This is a genomic window from Modestobacter sp. DSM 44400, assembly GCF_900107175.1.
GTDB lineage: Bacteria > Actinomycetota > Actinomycetes > Mycobacteriales > Geodermatophilaceae > Modestobacter.
In genome coordinates this window covers 37,220-61,522 of sequence record NZ_FNOZ01000011.1, presented here as the reverse complement: position 1 = coordinate 61,522, position 24,303 = coordinate 37,220, and the positions used below count along the sequence as shown (strand labels likewise).

Annotated in this window: 27 protein-coding genes and 1 tRNA gene; 20 read left to right on the top strand and 8 right to left on the bottom strand. The window is 71.7% G+C overall.

Annotated elements, in window-relative coordinates:
• Positions 1-23: 23 nt before the first annotated feature.
• The 7 genes from BLW04_RS29585 (at position 24) to BLW04_RS09595 (ending at position 3,426) form a co-directional block, all read left to right on the top strand.
• On the top strand, positions 24-389 hold the full coding sequence (locus BLW04_RS29585) for an alpha/beta fold hydrolase (protein ID WP_217630962.1): 366 nt from the start codon (positions 24-26) through the stop codon (positions 387-389).
• Complete coding sequence (locus tag BLW04_RS27500; RefSeq protein ID WP_217630956.1) at positions 296-784, top strand: alpha/beta fold hydrolase; 489 nt, start codon at positions 296-298, stop codon at positions 782-784. The genes BLW04_RS29585 and BLW04_RS27500 overlap by 94 nt, the downstream gene beginning before the upstream one ends.
• Complete coding sequence (locus BLW04_RS09615) at positions 781-1,467, top strand: haloacid dehalogenase type II (RefSeq protein WP_091539307.1); 687 nt, start codon at positions 781-783, stop codon at positions 1,465-1,467. The genes BLW04_RS27500 and BLW04_RS09615 overlap by 4 nt, the downstream gene beginning before the upstream one ends.
• Positions 1,467-2,144: a glycine/sarcosine/betaine reductase selenoprotein B family protein gene (locus BLW04_RS09610; RefSeq protein WP_091539301.1), complete on the top strand. Its 678-nt coding sequence runs from the start codon at positions 1,467-1,469 to the stop codon at positions 2,142-2,144. The genes BLW04_RS09615 and BLW04_RS09610 overlap by 1 nt, the downstream gene beginning before the upstream one ends.
• A 69-nt stretch (positions 2,145-2,213) precedes the next feature.
• Positions 2,214-2,399 carry a hypothetical protein gene (locus BLW04_RS09605; RefSeq protein ID WP_091539299.1) on the top strand — a complete coding sequence of 62 codons (186 nt, stop codon included), beginning with the start codon at positions 2,214-2,216 and terminating at the stop codon, positions 2,397-2,399.
• A gap of 67 nt (positions 2,400-2,466) precedes the next feature.
• Entirely contained in the window at positions 2,467-3,099 is a 633-nt protein-coding gene (locus tag BLW04_RS09600) for a hypothetical protein (RefSeq protein ID WP_091539297.1), read from the top strand.
• A 27-nt stretch (positions 3,100-3,126) separates the two neighbouring features.
• Positions 3,127-3,426, top strand: a complete 300-nt coding sequence (locus BLW04_RS09595; protein WP_139306793.1) for a hypothetical protein — start codon at positions 3,127-3,129, stop codon at positions 3,424-3,426.
• Between the two features lie 74 nt (positions 3,427-3,500).
• On the opposite strand, the gene BLW04_RS09590 is transcribed toward BLW04_RS09595, so the two are convergent.
• The 7 genes from BLW04_RS09590 to uraD (BLW04_RS09560) all read right to left on the bottom strand — a co-directional run bounded on the left by BLW04_RS09590 (position 3,501) and on the right by uraD (BLW04_RS09560) (position 13,334).
• Positions 3,501-3,893 (bottom strand): SRPBCC family protein, encoded by a 393-nt coding sequence (locus tag BLW04_RS09590; protein WP_254781231.1) that lies wholly within the window; start codon positions 3,891-3,893, stop codon positions 3,501-3,503.
• A gap of 50 nt (positions 3,894-3,943) precedes the next feature.
• On the bottom strand, positions 3,944-4,258 hold the full coding sequence (locus BLW04_RS09585) for a DUF427 domain-containing protein (RefSeq protein WP_256375476.1): 315 nt from the start codon (positions 4,256-4,258) through the stop codon (positions 3,944-3,946).
• 923 nt (positions 4,259-5,181) lie between these two features.
• The gene (gene guaD, locus BLW04_RS09580) at positions 5,182-6,531 is read right to left on the bottom strand and encodes a guanine deaminase (protein ID WP_091539283.1); all 1,350 of its coding nucleotides are present in this window, start codon (positions 6,529-6,531) and stop codon (positions 5,182-5,184) included.
• Positions 6,528-7,364 carry a xanthine dehydrogenase accessory protein XdhC gene (xdhC, locus tag BLW04_RS09575; protein WP_091539280.1) on the bottom strand — a complete coding sequence of 279 codons (837 nt, stop codon included), beginning with the start codon at positions 7,362-7,364 and terminating at the stop codon, positions 6,528-6,530. Before xdhC ends, guaD begins: the two co-directional genes overlap by 4 nt.
• A 10-nt stretch (positions 7,365-7,374) precedes the next feature.
• Entirely contained in the window at positions 7,375-9,819 is a 2,445-nt protein-coding gene (xdhB, locus tag BLW04_RS09570) for a xanthine dehydrogenase molybdopterin binding subunit (protein ID WP_091539276.1), read from the bottom strand.
• The gene (locus BLW04_RS09565; protein ID WP_091539272.1) at positions 9,816-11,276 is read right to left on the bottom strand and encodes a xanthine dehydrogenase small subunit; all 1,461 of its coding nucleotides are present in this window, start codon (positions 11,274-11,276) and stop codon (positions 9,816-9,818) included. Before BLW04_RS09565 ends, xdhB begins: the two co-directional genes overlap by 4 nt.
• A 123-nt stretch (positions 11,277-11,399) precedes the next feature.
• Positions 11,400-13,334, bottom strand: coding sequence for a 2-oxo-4-hydroxy-4-carboxy-5-ureidoimidazoline decarboxylase (gene uraD, locus BLW04_RS09560; RefSeq protein ID WP_091539269.1), 1,935 nt, complete (start codon positions 13,332-13,334; stop codon positions 11,400-11,402).
• A 204-nt stretch (positions 13,335-13,538) separates the two neighbouring features.
• Here uraD (BLW04_RS09560) and BLW04_RS09555 point away from each other — a divergent pair, with 204 nt between their 5' ends.
• From BLW04_RS09555 to BLW04_RS29580, 13 genes are all read left to right on the top strand, one after another.
• Complete coding sequence (locus BLW04_RS09555; RefSeq protein ID WP_091539266.1) at positions 13,539-13,781, top strand: thiamine-binding protein; 243 nt, start codon at positions 13,539-13,541, stop codon at positions 13,779-13,781.
• Positions 13,771-14,184, top strand: a complete 414-nt coding sequence (locus BLW04_RS09550) for a helix-turn-helix domain-containing protein (protein WP_217630955.1) — start codon at positions 13,771-13,773, stop codon at positions 14,182-14,184. Before BLW04_RS09555 ends, BLW04_RS09550 begins: the two co-directional genes overlap by 11 nt.
• Positions 14,185-14,283: 99 nt before the next feature.
• Positions 14,284-14,835 (top strand): 2-oxo-4-hydroxy-4-carboxy-5-ureidoimidazoline decarboxylase, encoded by a 552-nt coding sequence (gene uraD / locus BLW04_RS09545; protein ID WP_217630961.1) that lies wholly within the window; start codon positions 14,284-14,286, stop codon positions 14,833-14,835.
• A gap of 73 nt (positions 14,836-14,908) precedes the next feature.
• Positions 14,909-15,244 (top strand): hydroxyisourate hydrolase, encoded by a 336-nt coding sequence (uraH, locus tag BLW04_RS09540; protein WP_091539260.1) that lies wholly within the window; start codon positions 14,909-14,911, stop codon positions 15,242-15,244.
• 6 nt (positions 15,245-15,250) lie between these two features.
• Positions 15,251-16,156: a factor-independent urate hydroxylase gene (pucL, locus tag BLW04_RS09535; RefSeq protein WP_091539256.1), complete on the top strand. Its 906-nt coding sequence runs from the start codon at positions 15,251-15,253 to the stop codon at positions 16,154-16,156.
• Between the two features lie 88 nt (positions 16,157-16,244).
• On the top strand, positions 16,245-17,069 hold the full coding sequence (locus tag BLW04_RS09530) for a hydroxypyruvate isomerase family protein (RefSeq protein ID WP_091539253.1): 825 nt from the start codon (positions 16,245-16,247) through the stop codon (positions 17,067-17,069).
• Positions 17,070-17,097: 28 nt separating this feature from the next.
• On the top strand, positions 17,098-17,982 hold the full coding sequence (locus tag BLW04_RS09525) for a 2-hydroxy-3-oxopropionate reductase (RefSeq protein WP_091539248.1): 885 nt from the start codon (positions 17,098-17,100) through the stop codon (positions 17,980-17,982).
• Between the two features lie 31 nt (positions 17,983-18,013).
• On the top strand, positions 18,014-19,813 hold the full coding sequence (gene gcl, locus BLW04_RS09520) for a glyoxylate carboligase (protein WP_091539245.1): 1,800 nt from the start codon (positions 18,014-18,016) through the stop codon (positions 19,811-19,813).
• 58 nt (positions 19,814-19,871) lie between these two features.
• Positions 19,872-21,026, top strand: coding sequence for a glycerate kinase (locus BLW04_RS09515; protein ID WP_091539241.1), 1,155 nt, complete (start codon positions 19,872-19,874; stop codon positions 21,024-21,026).
• Complete coding sequence (locus BLW04_RS09510; protein ID WP_091539239.1) at positions 21,023-21,436, top strand: allophanate hydrolase-related protein; 414 nt, start codon at positions 21,023-21,025, stop codon at positions 21,434-21,436. The genes BLW04_RS09515 and BLW04_RS09510 overlap by 4 nt, the downstream gene beginning before the upstream one ends.
• The gene (gene allB, locus BLW04_RS09505) at positions 21,429-22,769 is read left to right on the top strand and encodes an allantoinase AllB (RefSeq protein WP_217630954.1); all 1,341 of its coding nucleotides are present in this window, start codon (positions 21,429-21,431) and stop codon (positions 22,767-22,769) included. Before BLW04_RS09510 ends, allB begins: the two co-directional genes overlap by 8 nt.
• Positions 22,770-22,831: 62 nt before the next feature.
• The gene (locus BLW04_RS09500; protein WP_217630953.1) at positions 22,832-23,668 is read left to right on the top strand and encodes a bifunctional allantoicase/(S)-ureidoglycine aminohydrolase; all 837 of its coding nucleotides are present in this window, start codon (positions 22,832-22,834) and stop codon (positions 23,666-23,668) included.
• A 129-nt stretch (positions 23,669-23,797) separates the two neighbouring features.
• Entirely contained in the window at positions 23,798-24,064 is a 267-nt protein-coding gene (locus tag BLW04_RS29580) for a transposase (RefSeq protein WP_091539231.1), read from the top strand.
• Between the two features lie 103 nt (positions 24,065-24,167).
• Here BLW04_RS29580 and BLW04_RS09490 read toward each other — a convergent pair.
• Positions 24,168-24,241, bottom strand: a tRNA-Pro gene (locus tag BLW04_RS09490).
• Between the last annotated feature and the right edge of the window lie 62 nt (positions 24,242-24,303).

Genomic DNA, 24,303 nt, shown 5'->3' with positions numbered 1-24,303 from the left:
GGTCCACGGCTTCTACCTCGCCGCTGCTGTGGCGCCACGTCCTTCCGCGGCTCCGCGGCCGGTGCCTGGCGATCGAGATGACCGGCTACGGCACCTCGATCCCCGACGGCGTCGGACGGGACCTGAGCCTGGCCGCACAGGCCGACCGGCTCCCCCGCTGGGTCGACGTGCTCGGGCTAGAGGCACCGGTGCCCGTCGGCCACGACCTCGGCGGCGGCGTCGCGCAGATCGCCGCCGTACGACGCCCGGAGGCCTGCGGCGGCCTCGTGCTCACCAACGCCGTCTGCTACGACTCGTGGCCGACCCCAGCGTGGCCGCGATGCAGCACGCCACACCGCTGCTGCGCCACCTGCCCCAGACCTCGCTCTATTCGGCCATCGTCCAGCTGATCCACCGCGGGCACGACGACCGAGCCCGGGCGCTGGAGTCCATCGGCGTCCACTGGCAGCCCTACGTCACCCACGGCGCCGCGGCCGCCCTGATGCGCCAAGTCAGTGCGCTGCACACTCGCGACACCCTCGCCGTGGCCGACCAGCTGCCCTCCCTCGGCCTGCCCGCCCGGGTGGTCTGGGGCGGTGTCGACCGGTTCCAGAAGGTCTCCTACGGCCGGCGGCTCGCCGCCGACCTCGGCACCACCCTGCTGCCCATCCCCCGCGGCCGGCACTTCACGCCCGAAGACCACCCCGAGATCCTCGCCGCCGCCATCAACGACCTCCTCCCGCCGGCCGGCGCGCAGGACGCGCAGGACGCGCAGCTGCCGAGCACACCTTTGGAGACCCGATGAGCCCCGCCCCGTCCGTGATCGTCTTCGACGTCAACGAGACCCTGTCCGACATGAGCCCGATGGCGCAGCGCTTCATCGACATCGGGGCACCGGAGCACCTGGCCAAGCTGTGGTTCGCCACCCTGCTGCGCGACGGGTTCGCGCTCACCGCCGCCGGCGGCCAGCGGCCCTTCGCCCAGCTGGGCGTCGACGCCCTGCACACGGTGCTGCACGACGTGAACCTCGACCGCAGCCTGGACGCGGCCATCGACCACGTCATAAGCGGCTTCAGCGATCTGGGCGTCCATCCGGACGTGCCCGACGGCGTCCGCGCGCTGCGCCGCTCCGGACGCCGGCTGGTCACCCTCTCCAACGGGTCCGCCCAGGTCGCCGAGCGGCTGTTCGGCGACGCCGGCATCCGTGAGGAGTTCGAGGCGCTGCTGTCGGTGGAGGACGCCGGCGCCTGGAAGCCGGCCCGCGCCGCCTACGAGTACGCCGCCCGCACCTGCGGCATCGACCTGGGCGACATGCTGCTGGTCGCCGTCCACCCGTGGGACATCGACGGCGCGGCCCGCGCCGGCATGGCCACCGCCTGGATCAACCGCGAGGGCAGCGGCTACCCCGACGTCTTCACAGCCCCCGCGCTGACCGCGACCAGCCTCGCCGAGCTCGCCGACGTGCTCGACGGAGAAGGAGCTCAGTGATGGGCGAGGAGCCGATGAGCTTCGAGGCGTTCCGCAGGAGCTTCTCCTACGGCGACCGCTCCGACATGCAGTTCAAGTTCCTCGCCGGGATGGGCGACGAGGCGGCGGCGGACACTGTCGCAGAGGTGCTGGCTCGGGTCGGTGAGGCTCTGGACACCGGCGCCCTGACCGGCGTCCGCGACGCGGTCTACGCCGCCCAGGTCGCCGCCTACCAGGCCGACGACACGCCCGTCGTCGACGACGCGCCGTTCACCCCGCTGCCCGCCCCGCTGGCCGATCTGCGCCTCGCCCTGGTCTCCGCCGGTGGCGTGTTCCGCGCCGACGACGACCCGATGGGCCCCGACGGCCCCACCCAGGCGGAGTCTCTGGGCTTGATCAAGGACTTCCTGCGCGGCGCGCCCACCCTCTCGGTGATCCCGAAGAACACCCCGGACAGTGCTCTGACCGCACGTCATCCCGGCTACGACGCGCTCACCGCGCAGCGCGATCCCGGAACCGTCTTCCCGCTCGCCGTCCTCCGAGAGCTCGAGTCCGAGGGCAGCGTGCAGCTGGCCGACATTCACTACGCCTTCACCGGGGCCACCTCCCAGGTCCGGTTACGTACCCAGGTGGCGCCGGAATGGGCGGACCGACTGGTCGCCGACGGCGTGGACGCCTGCCTACTGGTCGCCACCTAGCCGGCTTGCCACGAGTCGGTCGGACTCGTCGCGCGCGCCCTCGAGGCGGCAGGAATCCCCACCGTCGCGGTGTTCATCCGCGCCTTCGCGCACGTCGCCGGACGGATGCGGCTGCCCCGGGTGCTGGTCACCCCGCACCTGATGGGCCGCACCATTGGCCCGGCCGGCGACCGGGCCCGGCAACGCCAGGTGGTGGAGGCCGCGTTGGGACTCCTGACCCAGGCCGACGGCCCGGAGACGCGACTCGACCTCTGAGCCAGCGCGGACGGGAGTCCACCGGGTCGAGCGGCTCTCGATCCGCCCGGACCGATAGGGGAGAGACATGAGCTTCGAACTGGCGGATGCCGTCCTGCCGGTGCCCGACCGCGTCGGGGAGGAGCTGCGCCGTGAATGGCAGCGCCTCGCCGCGCCGGGAACATGGCTGACCGGGCGGCAGCGGCTCGCGGTGGCCGCAGAGGCGCGGACCGCTCGGACGTTCGCCGACGCGCACAGCGAACTGCCCGAGCCGCTGATCGAGGCGGCACAGTCCGTGTCGGCCGCGGCGCATCTCATCACCCGCGAATGGGTGGTCGACCTGGTCGCCCGCGGCGTCACGATCGAGCAGTACGTCGAGGTCGTGGGCGTCGTCAGCAGGCTCGCCGCGGTGGACTCCTACCTACGGGGCATCGGAGCCCAAGAAGAGCCCTTGCCCGAGCCGACGCCGGGGCGGCCCACCGGCGAACACGAGAACCGGGTCCGGTGGCGGCAGGCGTTCGTCCCCACCGCACCCGAGGACGGCGCCCGCTTCGCCCTCTCTGCGGTACCCGTCGAGGAGCACGCGCGCGACCAGCTGCATGCCGTCCTGTACCTCAGCACCGAGCAGATGGCCGACTTCACCTACCGGGGGGTGCTGTCCCGGGCCCAGATGGAGCTGCTGGCCGCGCGCGTGTCGCTCCTCAACGACTGCTTCTACTAGCTGCTCGCCCATGCCAACATGCTCCGGGTGAGCGTGCAGAAGACGACCGGGACGACCGTCGACCTCCGAGCGGTGGTCGACGACCGCATCGATCCGGAACTCCCGGCGGGCCTCGAGCTGCGCAGCCTGGCGACCGCCATGGTCACCGGTCAGCGACTCGAGGAGACCCGCGCCGCCCTGTCCCGTGCGGCGGGTCCGCAGATGGCCGCCGCCGCGATCGGCGTATGCGCCAACTTCGAGATGATGAACCGCATCCTCGATGCGACCGGCTGCCCCGCCCCGGAGCGGCTCCGTTTCGTGGCAGAGCTCCTCGGAATCCCCCGCTGACCCCGACCGCCGCGGGGGCGACGCCGCGTCCGCACCCCGTGGACACGCGCCGCTCCGCCGCCGTCGGAAGGAAATCACCCGCGGCGTTCGCAGTGCTCCTTCAGTCCCTTGACCCCGTCGTCTATCGCCGGCCCGAGGGCACCGGCCAACTCATCCGGCGTGACCTCCGTGCTGCAGACGACAAGGCTGCGGCCGGAGTCGAGGGCAAGAACGTCGACGGTGCCCAATTGGGACTCGACGGGAACCCCGCCGCCGGTGATGCGGTACTGGAAGCGCCGCAAGGAGGAGTCGTTGGTGACGACCCCCTCGGTCAACGGCACCCCGCCCTCGAGCTCACAGCTGCGCTCGTCACTGTTCGCCGACGGCGTCACGATGGACGGAAACCACTCCGAGATCCGGCCGGCGTCACTGACGACCGCCCACACCTCCTCGGCCGGACGGTCGATGGTGATGTCACTGCGCAACATAGCCACGCGAAGCTCCTTCGCTCGTCGTCTCTGCTGCCATCGTCGGTCTCTCAACGTTCGTCATCGTCCGCGCCGCCCACACCGTCCAGGGCCGTGTGGCGGCCGTGGTCGATCCGCACGTCGACATCTCCCCAGAACGCCACACGTCCCGCCACCCGCCGGGCCAGAGGCCACGGACGTCGGTAGGTCCACGCGGCGTCTCGGTGCACGACCCCGTCGACGGTGACCGTGTAGTAGCTGGCCACGCCCTTCCACGGGCACACCGTCCGGGTCTCGGTAGGGCTCAGCACGCCCGGCCGGATCGCTGAGTCGGGGAAGTAGGCGTTGCCCTCCACCATGACGACGTCGCCGGAGCGCGCGAGCAGGTGATCCCCGAGCTAGGCCGACCGAGCCACGGGGGCACGGAGCGCACGCAACAGGCCGGGGACGGCTGCGAGACCGGCAGCCACCGCAGCCAGCACCAGCGCCTCCGTCCATGAACGGGGAAACCCGAGGACGGTGGGCCCCCCGCAGCAGGCCGGCGGAGGCCAGCACCGCGGTGGCGGCCACCGCGAGTTCCTCGGTCGAGGTCGACGCCCACCCACCGGAGGGCCGCTCCCAGTCTCCCGGAAACGGCCCCTGACCTGCGTTTTTCAGTCGGGCTGACAGGATTTGAACCTGCGGCCCCTTGACCCGCAGTCACCTGCGCACGGTCCGTCGCCGTTCACCTGGATCGATTTGCGCTGGTCGAAGCCTTGCCGCGTCCGTTGCCGTCCGCCGCGGTACGCCGTCGTTCGAACCGCGTTGCTGTACCGGTTGCTGTATCTCCTCCCCCACCCCTGGCATGTCCTGCGCCGTGGAAGCAAGGAGGCGATGCGGGCCATGGACCCTCACCCCTCCGCGGGGCGCCATCAAGAGCGCGCTGATCCGTAGAGCGAGAGATGGGTGCGACGCGAGCAGCCGCTGAGACCACCCGGAGCTGGCACTCGACCCGTCGTCCAGCGCGCGGAGCGCGGCGGCCAGCTCGAGCGCGAGGTCGCGGTCGGCAGCGGACTGATCAGCAGCAAGCCCGGCAAGCCGGCAGACCAGTGTGTCGGCCCATCGGGCAGATCACCGCGGAGAGCGCGACGGCTGCCACCACTCCCCCGGCCGCTGCCGACCGAACCGTGACGACGCCCGGCCTCGTCGCTCCCCACACATGAGCCGGGGGCACGCCGCCACGCGGCGGACAGCTGAGTCCACGGCCGAGCTCTTCGTGGGAGCGGCCGCGCGCCGTCGAGGCAGCGGGCGTGAGCTGCGACTCACCACCTCAGCCGACGGGAGCGGCCGCCGGGGGCCGGTGTGTCGGTGCCGGCGTCGACGACCCGCCACCGGCGGAGACGGTGTGGAGCGGCTCACCGTCGATCCACACCGAGTCGATGTCGGCCGGAGAGCCGAGCGCGAAGGCCTTCGCGAGCGCCTCCTCCGTCCCCGCCGCGTTGCGCAGGCCCACGTCCAGGGTCGTCCCGGGGCGCGGCCTGATCCAGACCGCGTCGAACCGCTTCCCCACGTTCAGGTCACCCACTTCCTCCAGTCCGAGAGCCTCGGCACCCGCTGCAGTCGCCAGGTGCAGCAGCTGTGCGGCCGCCAACTGTTGGCCCTCACCGCCCAGCAGTTGCTGCAGGAAGTAGGCCTGGAGCCCCTCCTTGAGCAGGCAGAAGCCCGTGCCGGCACCGACGTCGGACCCGAGGGCCACTCGGACGCCGGACGCCAGGTGCCGCTTGAGCGAGAAGATCCCGCTGCCCAGCGCTGCGTTGCTGGTCGGGCAGTGGGCGACGCTCGCCCCGCGGTGGGCCAGCAGCTGCAGCTCCTCGTCGGTGGGGTGCACGTTGTGCGCCAGGACGCTGCGTCGACCGATCAGGTCGTGCCGGTCGTAGGTGTCGAGGTAGTGGCAGCCCGGAAAGAGCTCCGCGACCGTGGCGATCTCGACGGCGTTCTCGTTGATGTGCGAGGTGAACCACGCCCCGGGCACGTCCCGTTGCAGCGACCCGCAGGAGTCCAGCAGTGCGTCGCCGCAGGACAGCGAGAACCGCGGCGTGACGGCATAGCGGTTACGGCCGACACCGTGCCAGCGACGCGCGAGGGCCAGACCCTCGTCGTGGGCCCGCTGCGGGGTGGTCAACAACTCCTCGGGCAGCAGCCGGTCACTGACTACCAGCCCGGACGTCAGCCGGAGACCCACCCGCGCGGCCTCGGCGAACAGGGCGTCGACCGCTCCGGCGAAGTGCGCGCCGAAGACGAGCGCCGTCGTCGTCCCGGCCTGCGCCAGACCGCTGATGAACTCCCCGGCGACGGCCCGCGCGTAGTGCTCGTCGGCCAGCCGCACCTCCTCCGGCAGCGCACAGCGCTCGAGCCAGTCCATCAGCGGCATGCCCAGCCCGCCGATCGCGCGGACCTGCGGGAAGTGCACGTGGGTGTCCACGAACCCGGGCAGCACCAGCCCGCCGGTGAGATCGACGACGTCCTCCTCGGCGTGCCGGCCACGCAGTTCAGCGAAGCTGCCCCGCTCGACGATCACGCCCGCTCGCACGAGGAGCCCGGCGTCGGCCTCGGCCCGGAGGGCCCCGCCGGTGAACGGGTCGTCCGGGGTGTCGAGGACCGTTCCGCGGAACAGCGTCATGAGCCGGCCCGCTGCCCGGCATGCACGGCGGCCCGGTCCTGCTCGAAGGCACCCGCCAGTGCCGCGGCGACGCTCACCGCGATGGTCGACGGATCCTTGCCGGTGATGCCGGGCAGGCCGATGGGTGTGGTGATCCGCTCGATGGCCTCGGCGGAGTGCCCCTCTGCGGCGAGCTTGTGCCGGAAGCGCGCCCACTTGCCCGCAGAGCCGATGAGTCCGATAGAGCCCAGGTGCTGCGTGCGCAGAGCGGCGTCGCACAGCGCCGCGTCCTCGGCGTGGTCGTGGGTCATGATCAGCACGTGCGCGCCCGGCGGCAGCTCGGCCAGCACCAGCTCCGGCAGGACCGGCACGTGGTGCACGTGGACCCGGGCCTCGGCGTCGGCCAGCACCGCCAGCCGCTCCGGGGTGACCTGCTCGGGACGGGAGTCGACGAGGTGCAGCTCGAGGTCCTGCCGCGCCAGGATCCGGGCCAGCTCCAACCCGACGTGACCGACCCCGAAGACCGCCACGGCCGGGACCACCGACAGTGGCTCGAGCACCATGGTGACCTCTCCTCCGCAGCACTGGACGCCGTACCGGAAACGCACCTTGTCCGAGAGCGTCACCGGCAGCAGCTCCGGCTGCGTCGTCCCCGCCGCCAGCAGTACCCGGGCGCGGGCGATGGCCACGGCCTCCAGATTGCCCCCGCCGACGGTCCCCCAGGTCCGGTCGGCGGCGACCACCATCTTCGTACCGGCCTCCCGCGGCGCGTGCCCGCGGACGGACGCGATGGTGACCAGCACCGCGGGATCGCGCGCGGCGCGCAGTTGTTCGACGGCCTTCAACCAGTGCACGTCAATCTCCTCACGCATCGGAGAGCACGTGCTGCACGCGCTTGGAGAGGGGCTGCATGGCGGGTGCGTCGGCGGCGGGCTGTTCGGGCCGGGTTCCGGGAGCCCCGTCCTCGACGTGGGCACCCCCGCTGCCCCGCGCCTGCTCGAGGGCCCAGAAGATGGCCTCCGGCGTCGCCGGGGACGCCAGGTCCACGCTGGTGCCGGCCGGCCCGAACGCGGCCGCGGCCTGGCGCAGCGCCTCCCGGACCGAGAAAGCCAGCATCAGCGGTGGCTCGCCGACCGCCTTGGATCCGAAGACGGCGCCCTCCTCGGTCGCGTCGGTCAACAGCGTGACGTTGAAGACCTCGGGCATCTCGGAGAAGCTCGGCAACTTGTACGTGCTGGCCGAGGACGTCGCCAGCCGGCCGCGGTTGGGTCCCTCGCCCTCCTCCCAGCGCAGGTCCTCCAGCGTGAGCCAGCCGACGCCCTGCACGAAGCCACCTTCGATCTGCCCGAGGTCGACGAGGGGGGAGAGGGAGTCACCGACGTCGTGCACGATGTCGACCCGCCGCACCCGGTAGGCCCCGGTGAAGCCGTCCACCTCCACCTCGGAGGCAGCGACGCCGTAGGCGAAGTACTTGAACGGCTCGCCCTGCATCCTCGCGGAGTCCCAGTGCAGCCCCTCGGTGCGGTAGTAGCCCGCCGCCCACAGCTGGACCCGCTGGAAGTAGGCCAGCTGCACGACCTCCTCCCAGAGGACCGGCTCGCTGGCGAAGGCGAGGCCCCGCACCTGTCCGCCACCGAAGCGGACGTCGGACGGCGCGACACCGAGGCGCTCGGCGGCGACCGAGGCCAGCCGCCCGCGGATCTGCTCGCAGGCGTCCTTGATCGCGCCACCGTTGAGGTCAGTACCCGAGCTGGCCGCGGTCGCCGAGGTGTTCGGCACCTTGTCGGTGCGGGTCGGCGCCAGCCGGACCCTCTCCAGCGGGACACCGAGGGTGGTCGCGGCGACCTGGAGCATCTTCGTGTGCAGCCCCTGGCCCATCTCGGTGCCGCCGTGGTTGATCAGGACCGACCCGTCCTTGTACACGTGGACGAGCGCGCCGCCCTGGTTGAACGCCGTGAGGTTGAACGAGATCCCGAACTTCACCGGCGTGATCGCCAGGCCCCGCTTGGTGTCCGGGGAGGAGTCGTTGGAGGCGGCGATCTGCTCGCTGCGCGCGGCGAAGTCACTGGAGTCGAGGATCTGCTGCCAGGTTCGCGCCAGCCGTTCGGGATGCCGCACCGGCTGGCCGTAGGGCGTGGTCTGCCCCGCCGCGTAGAGGTTGCGGTGGCGCAGCGCGGCGGCGTCCTGGCCGAGCAGGGGCGCGCAGCGGCCGAGGATGTCCTCGATCACCAGCATCCCCTGCGGCCCGCCGAAGCCTCGGAAGGCCGTCTGCGAGGTCTTGTTGGTCTTGGCGATCCGGCCGTTGACCCGGACGGCGGGGATCCAGTACGCGTTGTCGATGTGACACAACGCCCGGGCCAGCACCGGCTCGGACAGGTCGAGGCTCCAGCCGCCGTCGGCGGTGAGGGTGGCGTCCAGCGCCTGCAGGCAGCCGTCCTCGTCGAAGCCGACCCGCCAGCGGGCGTGGAACCCGTGCCGCTTACCGGTCATGGTGATGTCCTGCGTGCGGTTGAGCCGGAGGCGGACCGGTCGGCCGGTGAGCCGGGCACCGAGGGCCGCGATGGCGGCCAGGCCGTGCGGTTGCATCTCCTTGCCGCCGAACCCGCCGCCCATCCGCAGGCACTGGACGGTCACCTCGGAGTTGGACAGCCCCAGGACGTGCGCCACGATCTCCTGGGTCTCCGACGGGTGCTGGGTGCTGCTCTGCACGAAGACCTGGCCGTTCTCGTCGACCAGCGCGAGCGCGCAGTGCGTCTCCAGGTAGAAGTGCTCCTGACCGGCGAACTCGAACTCCCCGCTGAAGATGTGCGCCGCCGCGGCGAGATCGGCCTCGACGTTCCCGCGCTCCAGGGTGGGCTGCCCGCCCTGGTAGTTGCCCGCCTCGATGGCCTCCCGGACCGACACCAGGGAGGGCAACAGCTCCACGTCGACCTCGACCGCCGCGGCGCCGAGCCGGGCCGCTTCGAGGGACTCGCCGAGGACCCAGCACACGGCGTGGCCGAAGAACATGACCTCGTCGGGGAACAGCGGCTCGTCGTGCTTGACCCCGGCGTCGTTGACCCCGGGCACGTCCGCGGCGGTGAGCACCCGGACCACCCCGGGGACCTGGAGCGCAGCCTCCGTCTGCAGCCGAGTGACCTGCGCATGGGCGTGCAGCACCTGGACGGGGTAGGCGTGCAGCACGTCCTTGGTGCGTAGGACGAGATCGTCGGTGTAGAGCGCCGCGCCTGTGACGTGCAGGGCTGCGCTCTCGTGCGGGATGGCGGTGCCGACGACGGGATCGGCCGGTCGCTCGGAGAGCGCGCTCATGCTCCCACCTCCAAGGGAGTCTCGTGCTGGGCGTGGAACTTGAGCAGGGCCTGCCGCAACATGGCCGATCGGTAGCGGGCGCTGGCGCGGTGGTCGTCCAGCGGCGTGCCCTCCGCGGCCATCACATCGGCCGCCGCCCGGACGGTCTCCGCGGTCCAGGGCCGGCCAGTGAGCGCGTCCTCGGTGGCCCGGGCACGCAGCGGCGTCGCGGCGACGCCGCCCAGCCCGATGCGCGCACGGCGCACCACGCCGTCCTCGACGTCCAGGCCGAAGGCGACGGCGACGCTGGAGATGTCGTCGAACCGGCGCTTGGCCACCTTGGAGAAGCCGACCAGGCCGGGCTGCGGCAGCGGGATCCGCACCGCGCGGATGAGCTCGCCGGGGAGCCGCACGCTGCGCCGGTAGCCGGTGAAGTAGTCGGCCAGCAGCACCTCGCGCTCCCCGTTCGCAGAGGCGAGGATCAGCGACGCGTCCAGCGCGAGCAGCGCGGGAGCCGTGTCGCCGATCGGCGAGCCGGTGCCCAGGTTCCCGCCCATCGTGGCGCCATTGCGGATGAGCCGGGAGGCGAACTGCGGGAACAACTGGTCGAGCAGCGGAACGTGCCCGTCCAGCAACTCCTCGGCCTCGCTGAGCGTCAGCGCCGCACCGATCTCGACGGCGTCGGAGTCCACGCGGAAGGTGCGCAGCTCCGGCAGCCGGTCGATCGCGACGACGAAAGCGGCGCGCGCGGCCCGCAGGTTGACGTCGACGCCCCAGTCGGTCGAACCGGCCACGAGCAGGGCGCCCGGATGCTCCGCGATCAGGTTCAGCGCCTCCGTGAGGGCGGCCGGACGGGCGAACCGGGCACCGCCACCGGCCACCCGGGTCCCGGGCACCGGGGGCGGCGGTTGGTCCCGCCGTGTTGCGATCCGGTCGTCGTCAGCCGGTGCTCCCAGGGCGAAGGCAGCGTCTCGGATGGGGCGGTAGCCCGTGCACCGGCACAGGTTGCCGGACAGGGCGTGCAGGTCGAAGCCGTTCGGCCCGTGCAGGTGGTCGGACGGTGCCGGGCCGGTCTCCGACGGCTCCGCCGGAACGCGGTCCGGTCGGTAGAACTCCGCGGCCATGCTGCAGACGAAGCCCGGGGTGCAGTAGCCGCACTGCGAGCCGCCACGCACGGCCATCTCGCGCTGCACCGGGTGCAGGGCGTCGGGGGCCCCGAGTCCCTCGGCCGTGATCAGCTCCTGACCGTCGAGGGTGAGGACCGGCAGCAGGCAGGCGTTCAGGGCCGTCCACCGGGTCGGGGAGGAGATGCCCGGGCGGGCCACCAGGACCGAGCACGCCCCGCACTCCCCTTCGGCACATCCCTCCTTGCACCCGAGGAGACCGCGGCTGCGGAGCCAGTCGAGCACCGTGGTGTGCAGGTCCACCCCGGAGAGGGACAGCACCTGTCCGTTCACGGTGGCTGTGGGCGACGGCATGAGATTGCTCCCTGTTCAGCGTCATGGAAATCGGCGTTGTGGACATCGGTGGACGCCCTGCGGTGCAGGATTCCGAGGGGAGCGGCCGAGGCCCGTCCGGGCGTGCCCGGGGCTGGGCCGGGGTCAGAAGGCGGCCCCGTACCGCTGGGTGCGGGCGCTGTGGATCGGGTTGGCGTCCGCGACGAGGTCGTCGAACCGGTACCCGGCGATCTTGGCGATCTCGATGAGCGCTGCCGCGTGCTCCTGAGTGGGTGAGTTCTGGAGCCGGGCCCAGCCCTGTGCCAGAATGCGCTCCCGGCTGGGGTTGTCCCGGACGCAGACGATCAGCGGGAAGCCGAACCTCTCCCGGTAGGCGGTAGTGACCTCCCGGAGGGCGTCGTGGTCCTCTTCGGTGAGCTGCGTCAGACCCGCGGACGCTTGGTCGAGGGTCGACTGTTCGCCGGCCTCCCCGTCGCACACCACGTCGCCGCCCAGGGCCGGGTAGACAGCCATGAGTTCGCGATGCTGCTCCGGCGTGGCCGCGAACAAGGCCTCTTGGAGCGCGGTCCGCAGTGCACTGGTGTCGCTGAACGGCCGCTGGGTGTAGGCGTTCTCGACGACCGGCGTCGGGCCCTGGAACAGCGTGCTGAAGGTGCCGTCGAACTCCTCGCGGCTCATCGCGTTGACGTCGTCCAGCCGGATCTGCCCGCGCCCCGGCGTTCCGGCCAGGGCGGCTCCCCGGCCGCGCCCCAGGTGGTGGAAGACGGCGTTGAGCGCGATGGCAACGATGCTTCCCAGCGTGATCCCGCTGCCGAAGATGATCCCCGCCCACGAGGGCACCGCGCCGACGACGCCCGGCTGGACGGTGACGAGCAGCGCCAGGCCGAGGCTCGTGGCGACGATGACGACGTTGCGGTGGTCGTTGAAGTCCACCCGCGAGAGGGTCTGGATCCCGACGACGGCCACGGTGGCGAACATCGCCAGCGCCGCGCCGCCGAGCACGGGGTGCGGGATGCCGGCCACTACGGCGCCGGCCTTGGGCACCAACCCGATGAGGATCATGAACCCGCCCGCCGCGGCGACGACCCACCGGCTGCGCACCTGGGTCAGCCGGACCAGGCCCACGTTCTCGGCGAAGCAGGTGTAGGGAAAGGAGTTGAAGACGCCGCCGAGCGTGGTCGCCAGGCCGTCGGCCCGCAGCGCAGCCGCGATGTCCTTACGCCCGATCCGCTTGTCGACGATCTCGCCGGTGGCGAAGACGTCGCCCGTGGTCTCCACGGCGGTGATCAGCATGACCACGATCATCGAGATGATGGCGGCCGTGCTGAACTTCGGCCAGCCGAAGTAGAAGGGTGTGGTGACGCCGACCCACGAGGAGTCCCCGACCGCGCCGAATGCGGCGTCGCTGAGCGCCCATGCGACCAGCGTTCCCACGACAAGCCCCACGAGGACGGCGACGGTCGCGAGGAAGCCGCGGAAGAACCGCTGCATCAGCACGATCAGGGCGAGCGTGCCCATTGCGTAGGCGAGGTTGCGGCCGTTGCCCGGTTCGGGGTTGGCCGCGCCACCGACGATGTCGGCCGCGGCGACCGGCAGCAGGGCGATCCCGATGATGGTGATGACCGACCCGGTGACCACCGGAGGGAAGAAGCGGATGAGCCGGCTGAAGTAGGAGGCGATCAGGAAGGTGAACAGCCCGGCGACGATCACTGCGCCGTAGATGACCAGCAGCCCGTCGGTGCCACCGCCGGCGGCGAGCCCGATCGCGATCATGGGCGAGACGGCGGTGAAGGTGACGCCCTGCAGCAGCGGGAGCTTGACGCCGACCTTCCAGAAGCCGACCGACTGGATGATCGACGCGATGCCGCAGGTGAACAGGTCGGCGTTGATGAGGTGGATGAGCTCGCGGTCGGAGAGCCCGATCGCCCCGGCCAGCAAGATGGGGACGACGACCGCGCCGGCGTAGAAGGCGAGCACGTGCTGCATGCCGTAGACCACGAGCTTCCCCACGGGCGGGACCTCGTCGACGGGGTGCTTGCGGCGTGCGGGGGGCGCCTGCTGGGGTGCTGCCTGGGACATGGCATTCCTCGTTGGGCCAGTCGGGACGGCTTCCGCCATACGGAAAAGGGCTTCCCGTAACGGCCAACGTAATGTGAGTCACACCCTAGGTCAACAGTTTGTTGAATCGACGTGGTCGACGGCCCGCTGGGCGACGCCCTGGCTGCCGCTACGACCGGACCGCGACCGCACCGCAACCGGCTCGCGACGGCATAACCTGCCGCCATGCGACTGGTAGCGGAGTTCACGACCGAGCCCTTCGTCGGCGAGGGCCCCGCGCCGGCACATGCCATCGAGACGCTGCACGTCGTGCAGGAGTCGGGGGTGATCTGCGAGTTCGGGCCACTGGGCACGTCCCTGACCGGCGAGGATGACACCTTGCTCCCGGTGCTCGGTCAGGTGCTCTCCGCTGCGTTCGCCCATGGGGCCACGCGCGTCTCGCTGCAGGTCGAGCGCATTGACGACTGACCCGGCGGCCGGTTCGGCGCGACTCGACCCGGAGCACCCGCTCCTGGTGGCGATCGCCCCGCTGCTCACCCGGACCGACGCCGTCCTCGTCGGGGCGGATGCGATCACCGCTGCGGACGTCCCGCTGCTGTGGGACGGCGAGACCATTGCGGGAGTCCGGTTCGCCGACCAGGCGACACACCTCCCGGTGGAGGCCGTCGGTGACCTCGGCAGGCTCCTGGAGGACCTGGCCACCGAGCTCGGCGCCCCCCTGGGCGATCTTCCCCGGCCGCAGAAGCAGCGCGCCGTCCGGCTGCTGGAAGAGCGCGGGGCGTTCACCTACCGGAAGTCGGCCGAGACCGTGGCCGAGGCGCTCAGGGTCAGCCGGTTCACCGTCTACAACTACCTGAACCGCGACCGCTGAAGGACCCCCTGCCCCCCACCACTCGCAGGCTCGCGGCGGGTCCCTGCAGAGGGCCACTCAAGGCCAACTTCAACAAACTGTTGACGTAGCTCGGGGCAGCTGACAACCTCTCGGCAGACGGGAACGTCACCTCCGTCACATGAGAGGAGGTCGTCATGGACCTGCCCGGCTTCAACTCCGCCCCCGCCGCAGAACTCACTCCGGCGCTGCTGGCCTGTTGCGACGTCCCGGCCATGGGCCGCGGCGGTCCGCGACAACCGGCCCTACGCCAACGTCGACGCACTGCTCGCCACCGCCGACGCGGCGGCCCGGCGCTTCACCGCGACCGACGTGGACCGCGCGCTGGACGCCCACCCGCGGATCGGCGAGGCAGCGCACCGGGAGGGCGCCGAGGCGCGGTGGTCGCGCCAGGAGCAGTCCGGAGTGGACCGCGCCGCGGGCACCCAGCAGGTGCTGGCCGAGGCGAACCGGTCCTACGAGGAGCGGTTCGGCCGGGTCTTCCTGATCTGTGCCACCGGCCTCTCCGGCGCTGACGTCCTCGACTCGCTTCAGGGTCGCCTGGCCCACGACGAGGAGACCGAGGCCGGTGTCGTGGGCGAGGAGCTGCGCAAGATCGCCCTGCTCCGGCTCCGTCGGGTCATCCAGACGTGAGCGAGCGTGCGAGCTCACGCATGAGCACGGCAGCGCCGCGAACGCGGCCGACGAGCGCCAGCGAGGAGAGCCGGTGAGCGCCATAACCACCCACGTGCTGGACACGGGGCAGGGTCGGCCGGCCGCCGGCCTGCTCGTCCGGCTCGAACTGGTCATCGGAGCCGACGGCGCAGTTCTCGCCGCCGGCACCACCGACGACGACGGGCGGATCGGTTCGCTGGGGCCTGACCGGGTCTGTCCCGGCACCTACCGGCTCGTGTTCAACACCGCCGGTTACTTCGCCCGGACCGGTCAGCCCTGCTTCTTCCCTGAGGTCAGCCTCTCCTTCGTGGTGGCCGACCCCGAACAGCGCCACCACGTGCCGGTGTTGCTGAGTCCGTTCGCCTATTCCACCTATCGAGGGAGCTGAGCCCGCATGACCATCACCCTGGGCCCCAACCAGTACGGCAAGGCAGAGAACCGCCTGGTCCGCATCGTCCGGGACACCGCTCGCCACGAGATCCGCGACCTCAACGTCTCCTCGTCGCTGCGTGGCCGATTCGAGGCCGCGCACGTCACCGGTGACCAGCGGGGCGTCCTGCCCACCGACACGCAGAAGAACACCGTCTTCGCCTTCGCCAAGGAGAAGGGCGTGGCCTCGATCGAGGAGTTCGCCCTCACTCTCGGCGACCACTTCATCGGCCAGACCCCTGCGGCCGATGGCGCCCGCATCGAGATCGAGGAGTACCCCTGGGGCCGCATCCCGGTCGAGGGCGCCGGCCACGACCACTCTTTTGTGCGCACCGGCGGTGGAGTGCGGACCACTGTGGTCAACATCGACGGCCGGGGGGCCGACCGGCAGGCACACGTCGTCTCGGGGATCAACGACCTGACCGTCCTGAAGTCCACCGGCTCGGAGTTCCATGGGTTCCTCGAGGACGAGTACACGACCCTTCCGGAGACCACCGACCGGATCTTGGCGACCTCCCTGGTCGCCCGGTGGCGGTACGAGCACACCGACGTCGACTGGGACAAGTCCTACGACGCCATCAAGGGCCTGCTGCTGCAGCGTTTCGCCGAGATCCACAGCTTTGCGCTGCAGCAGACGCTGTACGGCATGGGCTCGGCCGTCCTCGAACAGCATCCCGAGGTGGCCGAGATCAAGTTCTCCGCACCGAACAAGCACCACTTCCTCGCCGACCTCTCGCCCTTCGGGACCGAGAACCCCGGTGAGGTGTTCCACGCCGCCGACCGGCCCTACGGGCTGATCGAGGCCAGCGTCGTGCGCGACGACGCGTCCGGCCCGGGATCCGCCTGGCACGGCGTGCCGGGCTTCTGCTGACGGGTCCGCTGCCCGCCGGCGGGCGGCCGGGAGCCGGCACCGCAGGCACCTGTCCAGCCGCACTCCCCCACGACCCGGAAGGTCGGCCATGCAACATGCCCTCCGCTACGCCGTCAACTGTTCCCTCCTCTTCGCCGAGCTGCCGCTGCTGGAGCGCCCCGCGGCCGTTCGGGACGCCGGCTTCGACGCCGTCGAGTTCTGGTGGCCCTTCGCCGTCGCCGTGCCCGGCGACCGCGAGGTCGACGCCTTCGTCTCCGCCGTCCAGGACGCCGGAGTGCAGCTCGTCGGCCTGAACTTCGCCGCCGGCGACATGCCGGCCGGTGACCGCGGGCTGATGTCCTGGCCGGCCCGCGCCACCGAGTTCCGCGACAACGTCGACGTGACGATCGGCATCGGGGAGCGGCTGGGCTGCCGGGCGTTCAACGCCCTGTACGGGAACCGGGTGGGCGACGTCGACCCTGCCGAGCAGGACGAGCTGGGCGCCGAACTGCTCGCTGTCGCAGCCAGAGCGGCTGCCCGGATCAGCGGCACCGTGCTGATCGAGCCGGTCAGCGGCGCACCCCGGTATCCGCTGCGGACGGCGGCCGACGCGCTGACGGTCCTCGACCGGGTCGGGGACGAGCACGGCTCGACCAACGTCGGGCTGCTCGCCGACCTGTACCACCTCGCAGTCAACGGCGACGACGTCGACGAAGTCATCACCGACTCCACCGACCGGATCTCACACGTGCAGATCGCCGACTCCCCCGGCCGCAACGAACCCGGCACCGGTTCCCTCCCGCTGCAGCGGCAGCTGGGCGACCTGGAGACCGCCGGCTACACCGGCTGGGTCGGCCTGGAGTACAAGCCGTCGACCGCCTCCATCGACAGCTTCGACTGGCTGCCCCGCGCCCGCCGCGGCGCCTCCGCCTGACCCCATCCCCCTTCTCGAGAGGTTCGTCATGACCACCATCGCGTTCATCGGTCTCGGCATCATGGGCAGCCCGATGTCGGTGCACCTTGCCCGGGCCGGCTACGACGTGGTCGGCTACAACCTGGTCCCCCACCGCACCGGACCACTGGAGGAGGCCGGTGGCCGGGCCGCCACCTCCTCCGCGGAGGCGGTCGCCGAGGCCGACATCGTCGCCGTCATGGTCCCCGACTCCCCTGACGTGCAGGCCGTGCTCACCGGCGAGGACGGCGTGTTCGCCACCGCCAAGCCCGGCACCCTGGTCATCGACTTCTCCAGCATCCGGCCCGACGTCACCGCGCAGCTCGCCGAGGAAGCCACGGCGCGCGGGTTCCGGCTGCTCGACGCACCGGTCTCCGGCGGCGAGGCCGGCGCGGTCAACGCGGCACTTTCGATCATGGTCGGTGGTACGGCGGAGGACTTCGCGGCCGCGAAGCCGGTCCTCGACGTGGTCGGCAAGACCGTCGTGCACGTCGGCCCGGCCGGCTCGGGCCAGACCGTCAAGGCCGCCAACCAGCTCATCGTGGCCGCGAACATCCAGGTCCTCGCCGAGGCCGTCGTCTTCCTGGAGGCCTACGGCGTGGACACCACGGCGGCCCTGGAGGTGCTCGGCGGCGGGCTGGCCGGGTCGAAGGTGCTGGAGCAGAAGAAGAACAACATGCTGACCCGCTCCTTCGAGCCCGGCTTCCGGATCGACCTGCACCACAAGGACCTCGGCATCGTCACCTCCGCGGCCCGCGAGGCCGGGGTGGTCGTTCCACTGGGCGCGCTGGTCGCCCAGCTCATGGCCTCGGCCCGGGCCAACGGCGACGGCCGGCTCGACCACTCCGCGCTGCTCCGCGGCGTCGAGCGCCTCGCCGGCCAGACCCCGCGCTGACCCCTCACCCCGAACTCGTAAGGAGCACGCCATGCCCAAGATGACCGCCGCCCGCGCCGCCGTCGAGATCCTGCGCCGGGAGGGCATCAGCCACCTGTTCGGCCTGCCCGGCGCCGCCATCAACCCCTTCTACGCCGCGGTGCGCGCCCAAGGCGAGCTCACCCACGTCCTCGCCCGCCACGTCGAGGGCGCCTCGCACATGGCCGAGGGCTACACCCGGGCCGCGGCCGGCAACATCGGGGTCTGCGTCGGCACCTCCGGTCCGGCCGGCACCGACATGGTCACCGGCCTGTACTCGGCGTCGGCGGACTCGGTCCCGATCCTCTGCATCACCGGCCAGGCGCCGGTGGCGCGGCTGCACAAGGAGGACTTCCAGGCCGTCGACATCACTTCGATCGTCGGGCCGGTCACCAAGTGGGCGACGACCGTGCTGGAGCCGGCGCAGGTGCCCGGCGCCTTCGCCAAGGCGTTCCAGTTGATGCGGTCGGGGCGCCCCGGCCCGGTGCTCATCGACCTGCCGATCGACGTGCAGCTGGCTGAGATCGAGTTCGACCCGGACACCTACGCGCCGCTGCCGGTGGTCAACCCTGCGGCCACCCGCGCCCAGGCGGAGAAGGCCCTGGCCATGTTGTGCGCGGCGGAGCGGCCGCTGCTGGTCGCCGGCGGCGGGATCGTCAACGCCGAGGCCGCCGACCTGCTCGTCGAGTTCGCCGAGCTCACCGGCGTCCCGGTCGTCCCGACCCTGATGGGTTGGGGCACCATCCCCGACGACCACCCGCTGATGGCCGGCATGGTCGGCCTGCAGACCTCGCACCGGTACGGCAACGCCACGATGCTCGAGTCGGACTTCGTGCTCGGCATCGGCAACCGGTGGGCCAACCGGCACACCGGCGGGCTGGACACCTACACCCGGGGCCGCACGTTCGTGCACGTCGACATCGAGCCCACCCAGATCGGCCGGGTCTTCGCCCCCGACTACGGCATCGTGTCCGACGCCCGGGCCGCCCTGAAGGTCTTCGTGGAGGTCGCCCGCGAGCTGGCCGCGGACGGCGGGCTGCCCGATCACACCGCCTGGGCGGAGTCCTGCCGATCGCGCAAGGCCACGCTGCAGCGGCGCACGGACTTCGCCGACGTCCCGGTGAAGCCGCAGCGGGTGTTCCAGGAGATGAATAAGGCCTTCGGGCCGGAGACCACCTACGTCAGCACGATCGGGCTCTCCCAGATTCAGGCCGCCCAGCTGCTGCACGTGTACGGCCCGCGGCACTGGATCAACGCCGGGCAGGCCGGCCCCCTGGGCTGGACCCTGCCGGCCACCCTCGGGGTGGCCACGGCGCAGCCGGAGGCCACCGTGGTCGCGCTGTCGGGTGACTACGACTTCCAGTTCATGATCGAGGAGCTGGCCGTCGGCGCGCAGTTCAACATCCCCTACGTGCACGTGCTGGTGAACAACGCCTACCTCGGGCTGATCCGGCAGAGCCAGCGGGGCTTCGACATGGACTACTGCGTGCAGCTGTCCTTCGACAACATCAACTCCCCTGAGGTCGGCGGTTACGGCGTCGACCACCTCAAGGTGGTCGAGGGGTTGGGGTGCAAGGCGCTGCGGGTCTTCGAGCCCGACGAGATCCTGCCCGCGCTGGAGCAGGCCAAGAAGATGGTGGTCGAGCACCGGGTGCCCGTCGTTGTCGAGGTGATCCTCGAGCGGATCACCAACGTCTCGATGGGCACCGAGATCGACAACGTCGTCGAGTTCGAGGAGCTGGCCTCGCGGGGCGAGCATGCCCCGACCGCCATCCGTCCGCTGGACCTCAGCCGGCTGCAGGTCCTCGACTGATGTCCACCGCGCAGCCGACGAGCGCTCCCCCCAGAGCCCGGCCTGGACCGGAGCGACGATGCGCGTCCTGGTAGCACCGGACAAGTTCAAGGGCAGCCTCTCCGCGGCCGAGGTCGCCGCCGCGGTGGCGGCCGGGCTCCGCAGGGTCGTGCCGTCGGCCATCGTGGCGCAGGTCCCGGTGGCCGACGGCGGCGAGGGCACCCTCGAGGCCGCGCTGGCGGCCGGCTTCACCCGGGTGCCGGTCCAGGTGGCCGGGCCGACCGGTGCGCCGCTGGACAGCGCCGTGGCGGTGCGCGACCGGACGGCCGTCGTGGAGATGGCGGCGGCCTCCGGGCTGGCGCTGCTGCCCGGCGGGCAGCCCGCGCCCCTGGCGGCGACCAGCCTCGGCACCGGGCAGCTCCTCCGGGTCGCGCTGGACCTGGGCTGCACCGAAGTGGTGCTCGGCATCGGGGGCAGCGCGTGCACCGACGGGGGTGCCGGGCTGTTGGCTGGCCTGGGCGCGCGGTTGCTCGACGCCGGCGGTCACGACCTCGTGCCGGGCGGTGGGTCGCTGGCACACCTGGACCGGGTCGAGCTCAGCGGGCTGGACCCGCGGTTGCGCGGCGTCCGCGTCGTGCTGGCCAGCGACGTGGACAACCCGCTGCTGGGGCCGTCCGGCGCGGCGGCCGTCTATGGCCCGCAGAAGGGCGCTTCCGCCGGCGACGTCGTCGTGCTGGAGGCCGCGCTGACCCGCTGGGCGGCGGCGCTCGCCGGCGTCGTGGGCTCCCGGGCGGCGACCGCCGTGCCGGAGCCCGGAGCGGGTGCGGCCGTCGGCGTCGGCTACGCCTGTCTGGTCGCACTCGGCGCGGTCCGCCGTCCCGGCGTCGACGTCGTCCTGGAGCTCGGGGCCTTCGCCGAGCACCTGCGGGGAGCCGACCTGGTGCTCACCGGGGAGGGGTCCCTTGACGACCAGACGCTGCGGGGTAAGGCGCCCGCGGGCGTCGCCGCCCGGGCCCGGGCCGCCGGTGTGCCGGTGGTCGCGGTGGCCGGACGCTGCTCGCTCGGGCCCGACGAACTGCGCGAAGCCGGTATCACGGCCGCCTATCCGCTGACCGCGATCGAACCCGACGTCGACCGTTGCATGCGCGAGGCTGGCGCGCTTTTGGAGCGGCTCGCCGGCCGCATCGCACAGGAGCACCTCCTGATCCCCACCACACGAGAGGCATCCTCATGACCGACCGGCAGCCGACCGCCGTCCCTCTCTTCGTCAACGGCGACGGGATGCGTGGTGGCTCGGTCCACCCGACCATCGCCGAGCACCCGTTCCTGGGCGAGGCGACCACCGCACCCCGTTACCGGTTCTTCTCCGTCGGCGACCGGTTCCCCGCACTGTGGCCGGTCGCCGACGGCGGGGTCGCGGTGCCCGGGGAACTCTACGAGGTGCCGCTGACGGTCATCCGGGACGCCTTCATCCCGGCCGAACCGCCGGAGCTGGAGCTGAGCGTCATCGAGCTCGCCGACGGGTCCGCCGCGCTGGCGGTGGTTCTGCGCGCCGGGGAGCACGGCTCGCCCACTGTGGTGGACATATCCGCGGCGGGGGGCTGGCGGGCGTACCGCGCCGGTTCGGCGGCCGCAGGTGAGTGACCTCGAGCTGGTGCTGCGGGCTCCGCGCGCGGTGATCGGAGCCGGCGAAACCGGCGCGTGCATCGGCGTCCGCAACGGCCGGATCGCCACCGTGGCCCCGCTCTCGGCGCGACTGGACGGCGCGCGGATCGTCGAACTGGCCGCCGACGAGGTGCTGCTGCCCGGGCTCGTCGACAGCCACGTGCACGTCAACGAGCCAGGACGGACCGAGTGGGAGGGGTTCGCGAGCGCGACTCGGGCGGCCGCGGCCGGCGGCGTCACGACCATCCTGGACATGCCGCTCAACAGCATCCCGCCGACGGTCGACGTCGCTGCCCTGGAGACGAAGAAGAAGGCGGCCGACGGGAAGTGCCACATCGACGTCGGCTTCTGGGGCGGAGCCGTCCCAGGCAACCTCAGCGACCTGCACGCACTGCACGAGGCGGGTGTCTTCGGCTTCAAGTGCTTCCTGCTCGACTCCGGAGTGGAGGAGTTCCCGCCGCTGTCGGCGGCCGAGCTGGAGGAGCACCTGCGTGAGCTGGCCGGTTTCGACGGGCTGATGATCGTGCACGCCGAGGACCCCGTGGTGATCGAGCAGGCGCCCGAGCCGCACGGCGGGCGGTACGCCGACTTCCTCCGGTCCCGGCCGCGCACCGCGGAGGACCGGGCCATCGCGACGGTGGTCGAGGCAACCCGGCGGACCGGCGCGCGAACGCACGTCCTGCACCTGTCCAGCTCCGACGGGGTCCCGCTGCTGCGGGACGCCCGCGGCGAAGGGCTGCCGATCACCGTGGAGACCTGCCCGCACTACCTCACCTTCGACGCCGAGGACGTCGTCGACGGCGCGACGGCGTTCAAGTGCTGCCCGCCCATCCGCGAGGCGGCCAACCGGGAGCTGCTTTGGCAGGCCCTCACCGAGGGCGTCATCGACTGCGTGGTCTCCGACCACTCCCCCTGCACCGCGGAGCTCAAGCGGCCCGACGTCGGCGACTTCGGCCTCGCGTGGGGCGGGATCAGCTCGCTGCAGCTCGGCCTGACCGCCGTCTGGACCGAGGCTCGGGCCCGCGGCTACGCGCTGTCCGACGTCGTCCGGTGGATGTGCGAGCAGCCCGCCCGCGTCGCCGGACTGCGCACCAAGGGACGCCTCGCCGTCGGCGCCGACGCAGATTTCTGCGTCTTCGCCCCCGACGAGTCGTTCGTCGTCGACCCGGCCCAGCTGCAGCACCGCAACCCCGTGACGCCCTACGCCGGCCGCCGGCTCGACGGCGTCGTCCGCAGCACCTGGCTGCGTGGGGCCGCCATCGACATCGACGCCGAGCCGCGTGGGCGGTTCCTGACCCGGGGTGGAGCATGAACGACCCGGGACGACACCATCACCGAGCCGATCGAGCGGCCCCTGCGGAGAGGACCACCAGCGTGACGACGACCAGCTCCTACTACGCACCCCGGGGCGGGCTGCCGGGGCAGACCGCACTCACCACGAACCGGGCGATGTTCACCGAGGCCTACGCCGTCCTGCCGAAGGGGACGATGACCGACATCGTCACCAGCAACCTGCCGTTCTGGAACCAGACCCGGCTGTGGGTGATCGCCCGGCCCCTCTCCGGCTTCGCCGAGACGTTCTCCCAGTACATCGTGGAGGTGTCCGCGGGCGGCGGCAGCGACCGGCCCGAGATCGATCCGGCCGCCGAGGCGGTGCTCTTCGTGCTCGAGGGCGCCCTTCGCCTGACGATCGGCGAGGTCACGCACCAGCTGGAGCCCGGCGGCTACGCCTTCGTCCCACCGGGCGCGGTGTGGACGCTGCACAACGAGCAGGCCGAGCCGGCCCGCCTCCACTGGATCCGCAAGGCCTACCAGCGCGTCGACGGGATCGACGTACCCGAGGCCTTCGTGACCAACGAGCGCGACGTCGAGCCGGTGCCGATGCCCGACACCGGCGGCACCTGGACCACCACCCGCTTCGTCGACCAGACCGACGTCCGGCACGACATGCACGTCAACATCGTCACCTTCGAGCCGGGGGGCGTGATCCCCTTCCCCGAGACGCACGTGATGGAGCACGGGCTCTACGTGCTGGAGGGCAAGGCCGTCTACCTGCTCAACCAGGACTGGGTGGAGGTCGAGGCCGGGGACTTCATGTGGCTGCGCGCGTTCTGCCCGCAGGCCTGCTACGCCGGCGGCCCCGGTCGGTTCCGCTACCTGCTGTATAAGGACGTCAACCGGCACGTGCAGCTGAGCCGGCAGTTCCTCTGAGCGCCTGGCGGCCTCGCCCGGTCGCGGCTTCGACGACGAGACACTCACCGAGGCGGCGGTGACCGGCGCCGCGCCACACGAGCGCACGGACGCGCGCACCGCGCCGAACGCAACGGCTCCCGGCCGCGGATGCCCGACCTTGTTGAGGAAGTGGCCGCATTCCCCGACCGCTCCCTGGCCGACAGGACCCTCTCCTACGCGTTCCTCGACGCGACGGACTGTGCGGCCCGGCTCAGCAGCAGAGTCATCTCCCAGGCCCTCGTCGACACCTGCGTGGCCGCCTGGGTGCACCAATCAGGTCCGTCCTACGTCATCACTGCGGACATCTACAGCCATGTGGCACCGGCACAGCGGCGAGAGGCCGCCGACCGGCTCGACGAGGCTCTCGAGTGGTGAACGTCGCTGTATTAAGACTGCGATGCTGTACCGGTTGCTGTACTGACGCAAGAGGCGGGCCGTCCGTGTCGGACGACCCGCCTCTGACCTGCGCCTTCTTCTGTCGGGCTGACAGGATTTGAACCTGCGACCCCTTGACCCCCAGTCAAGTGCGCTACCAAGCTGCGCTACAGCCCGAGCTCCGAGTGCTACCCCGATTGCCCGGGCGCGCTCGATCGCTGCCGGAGCAGGTTACCGCA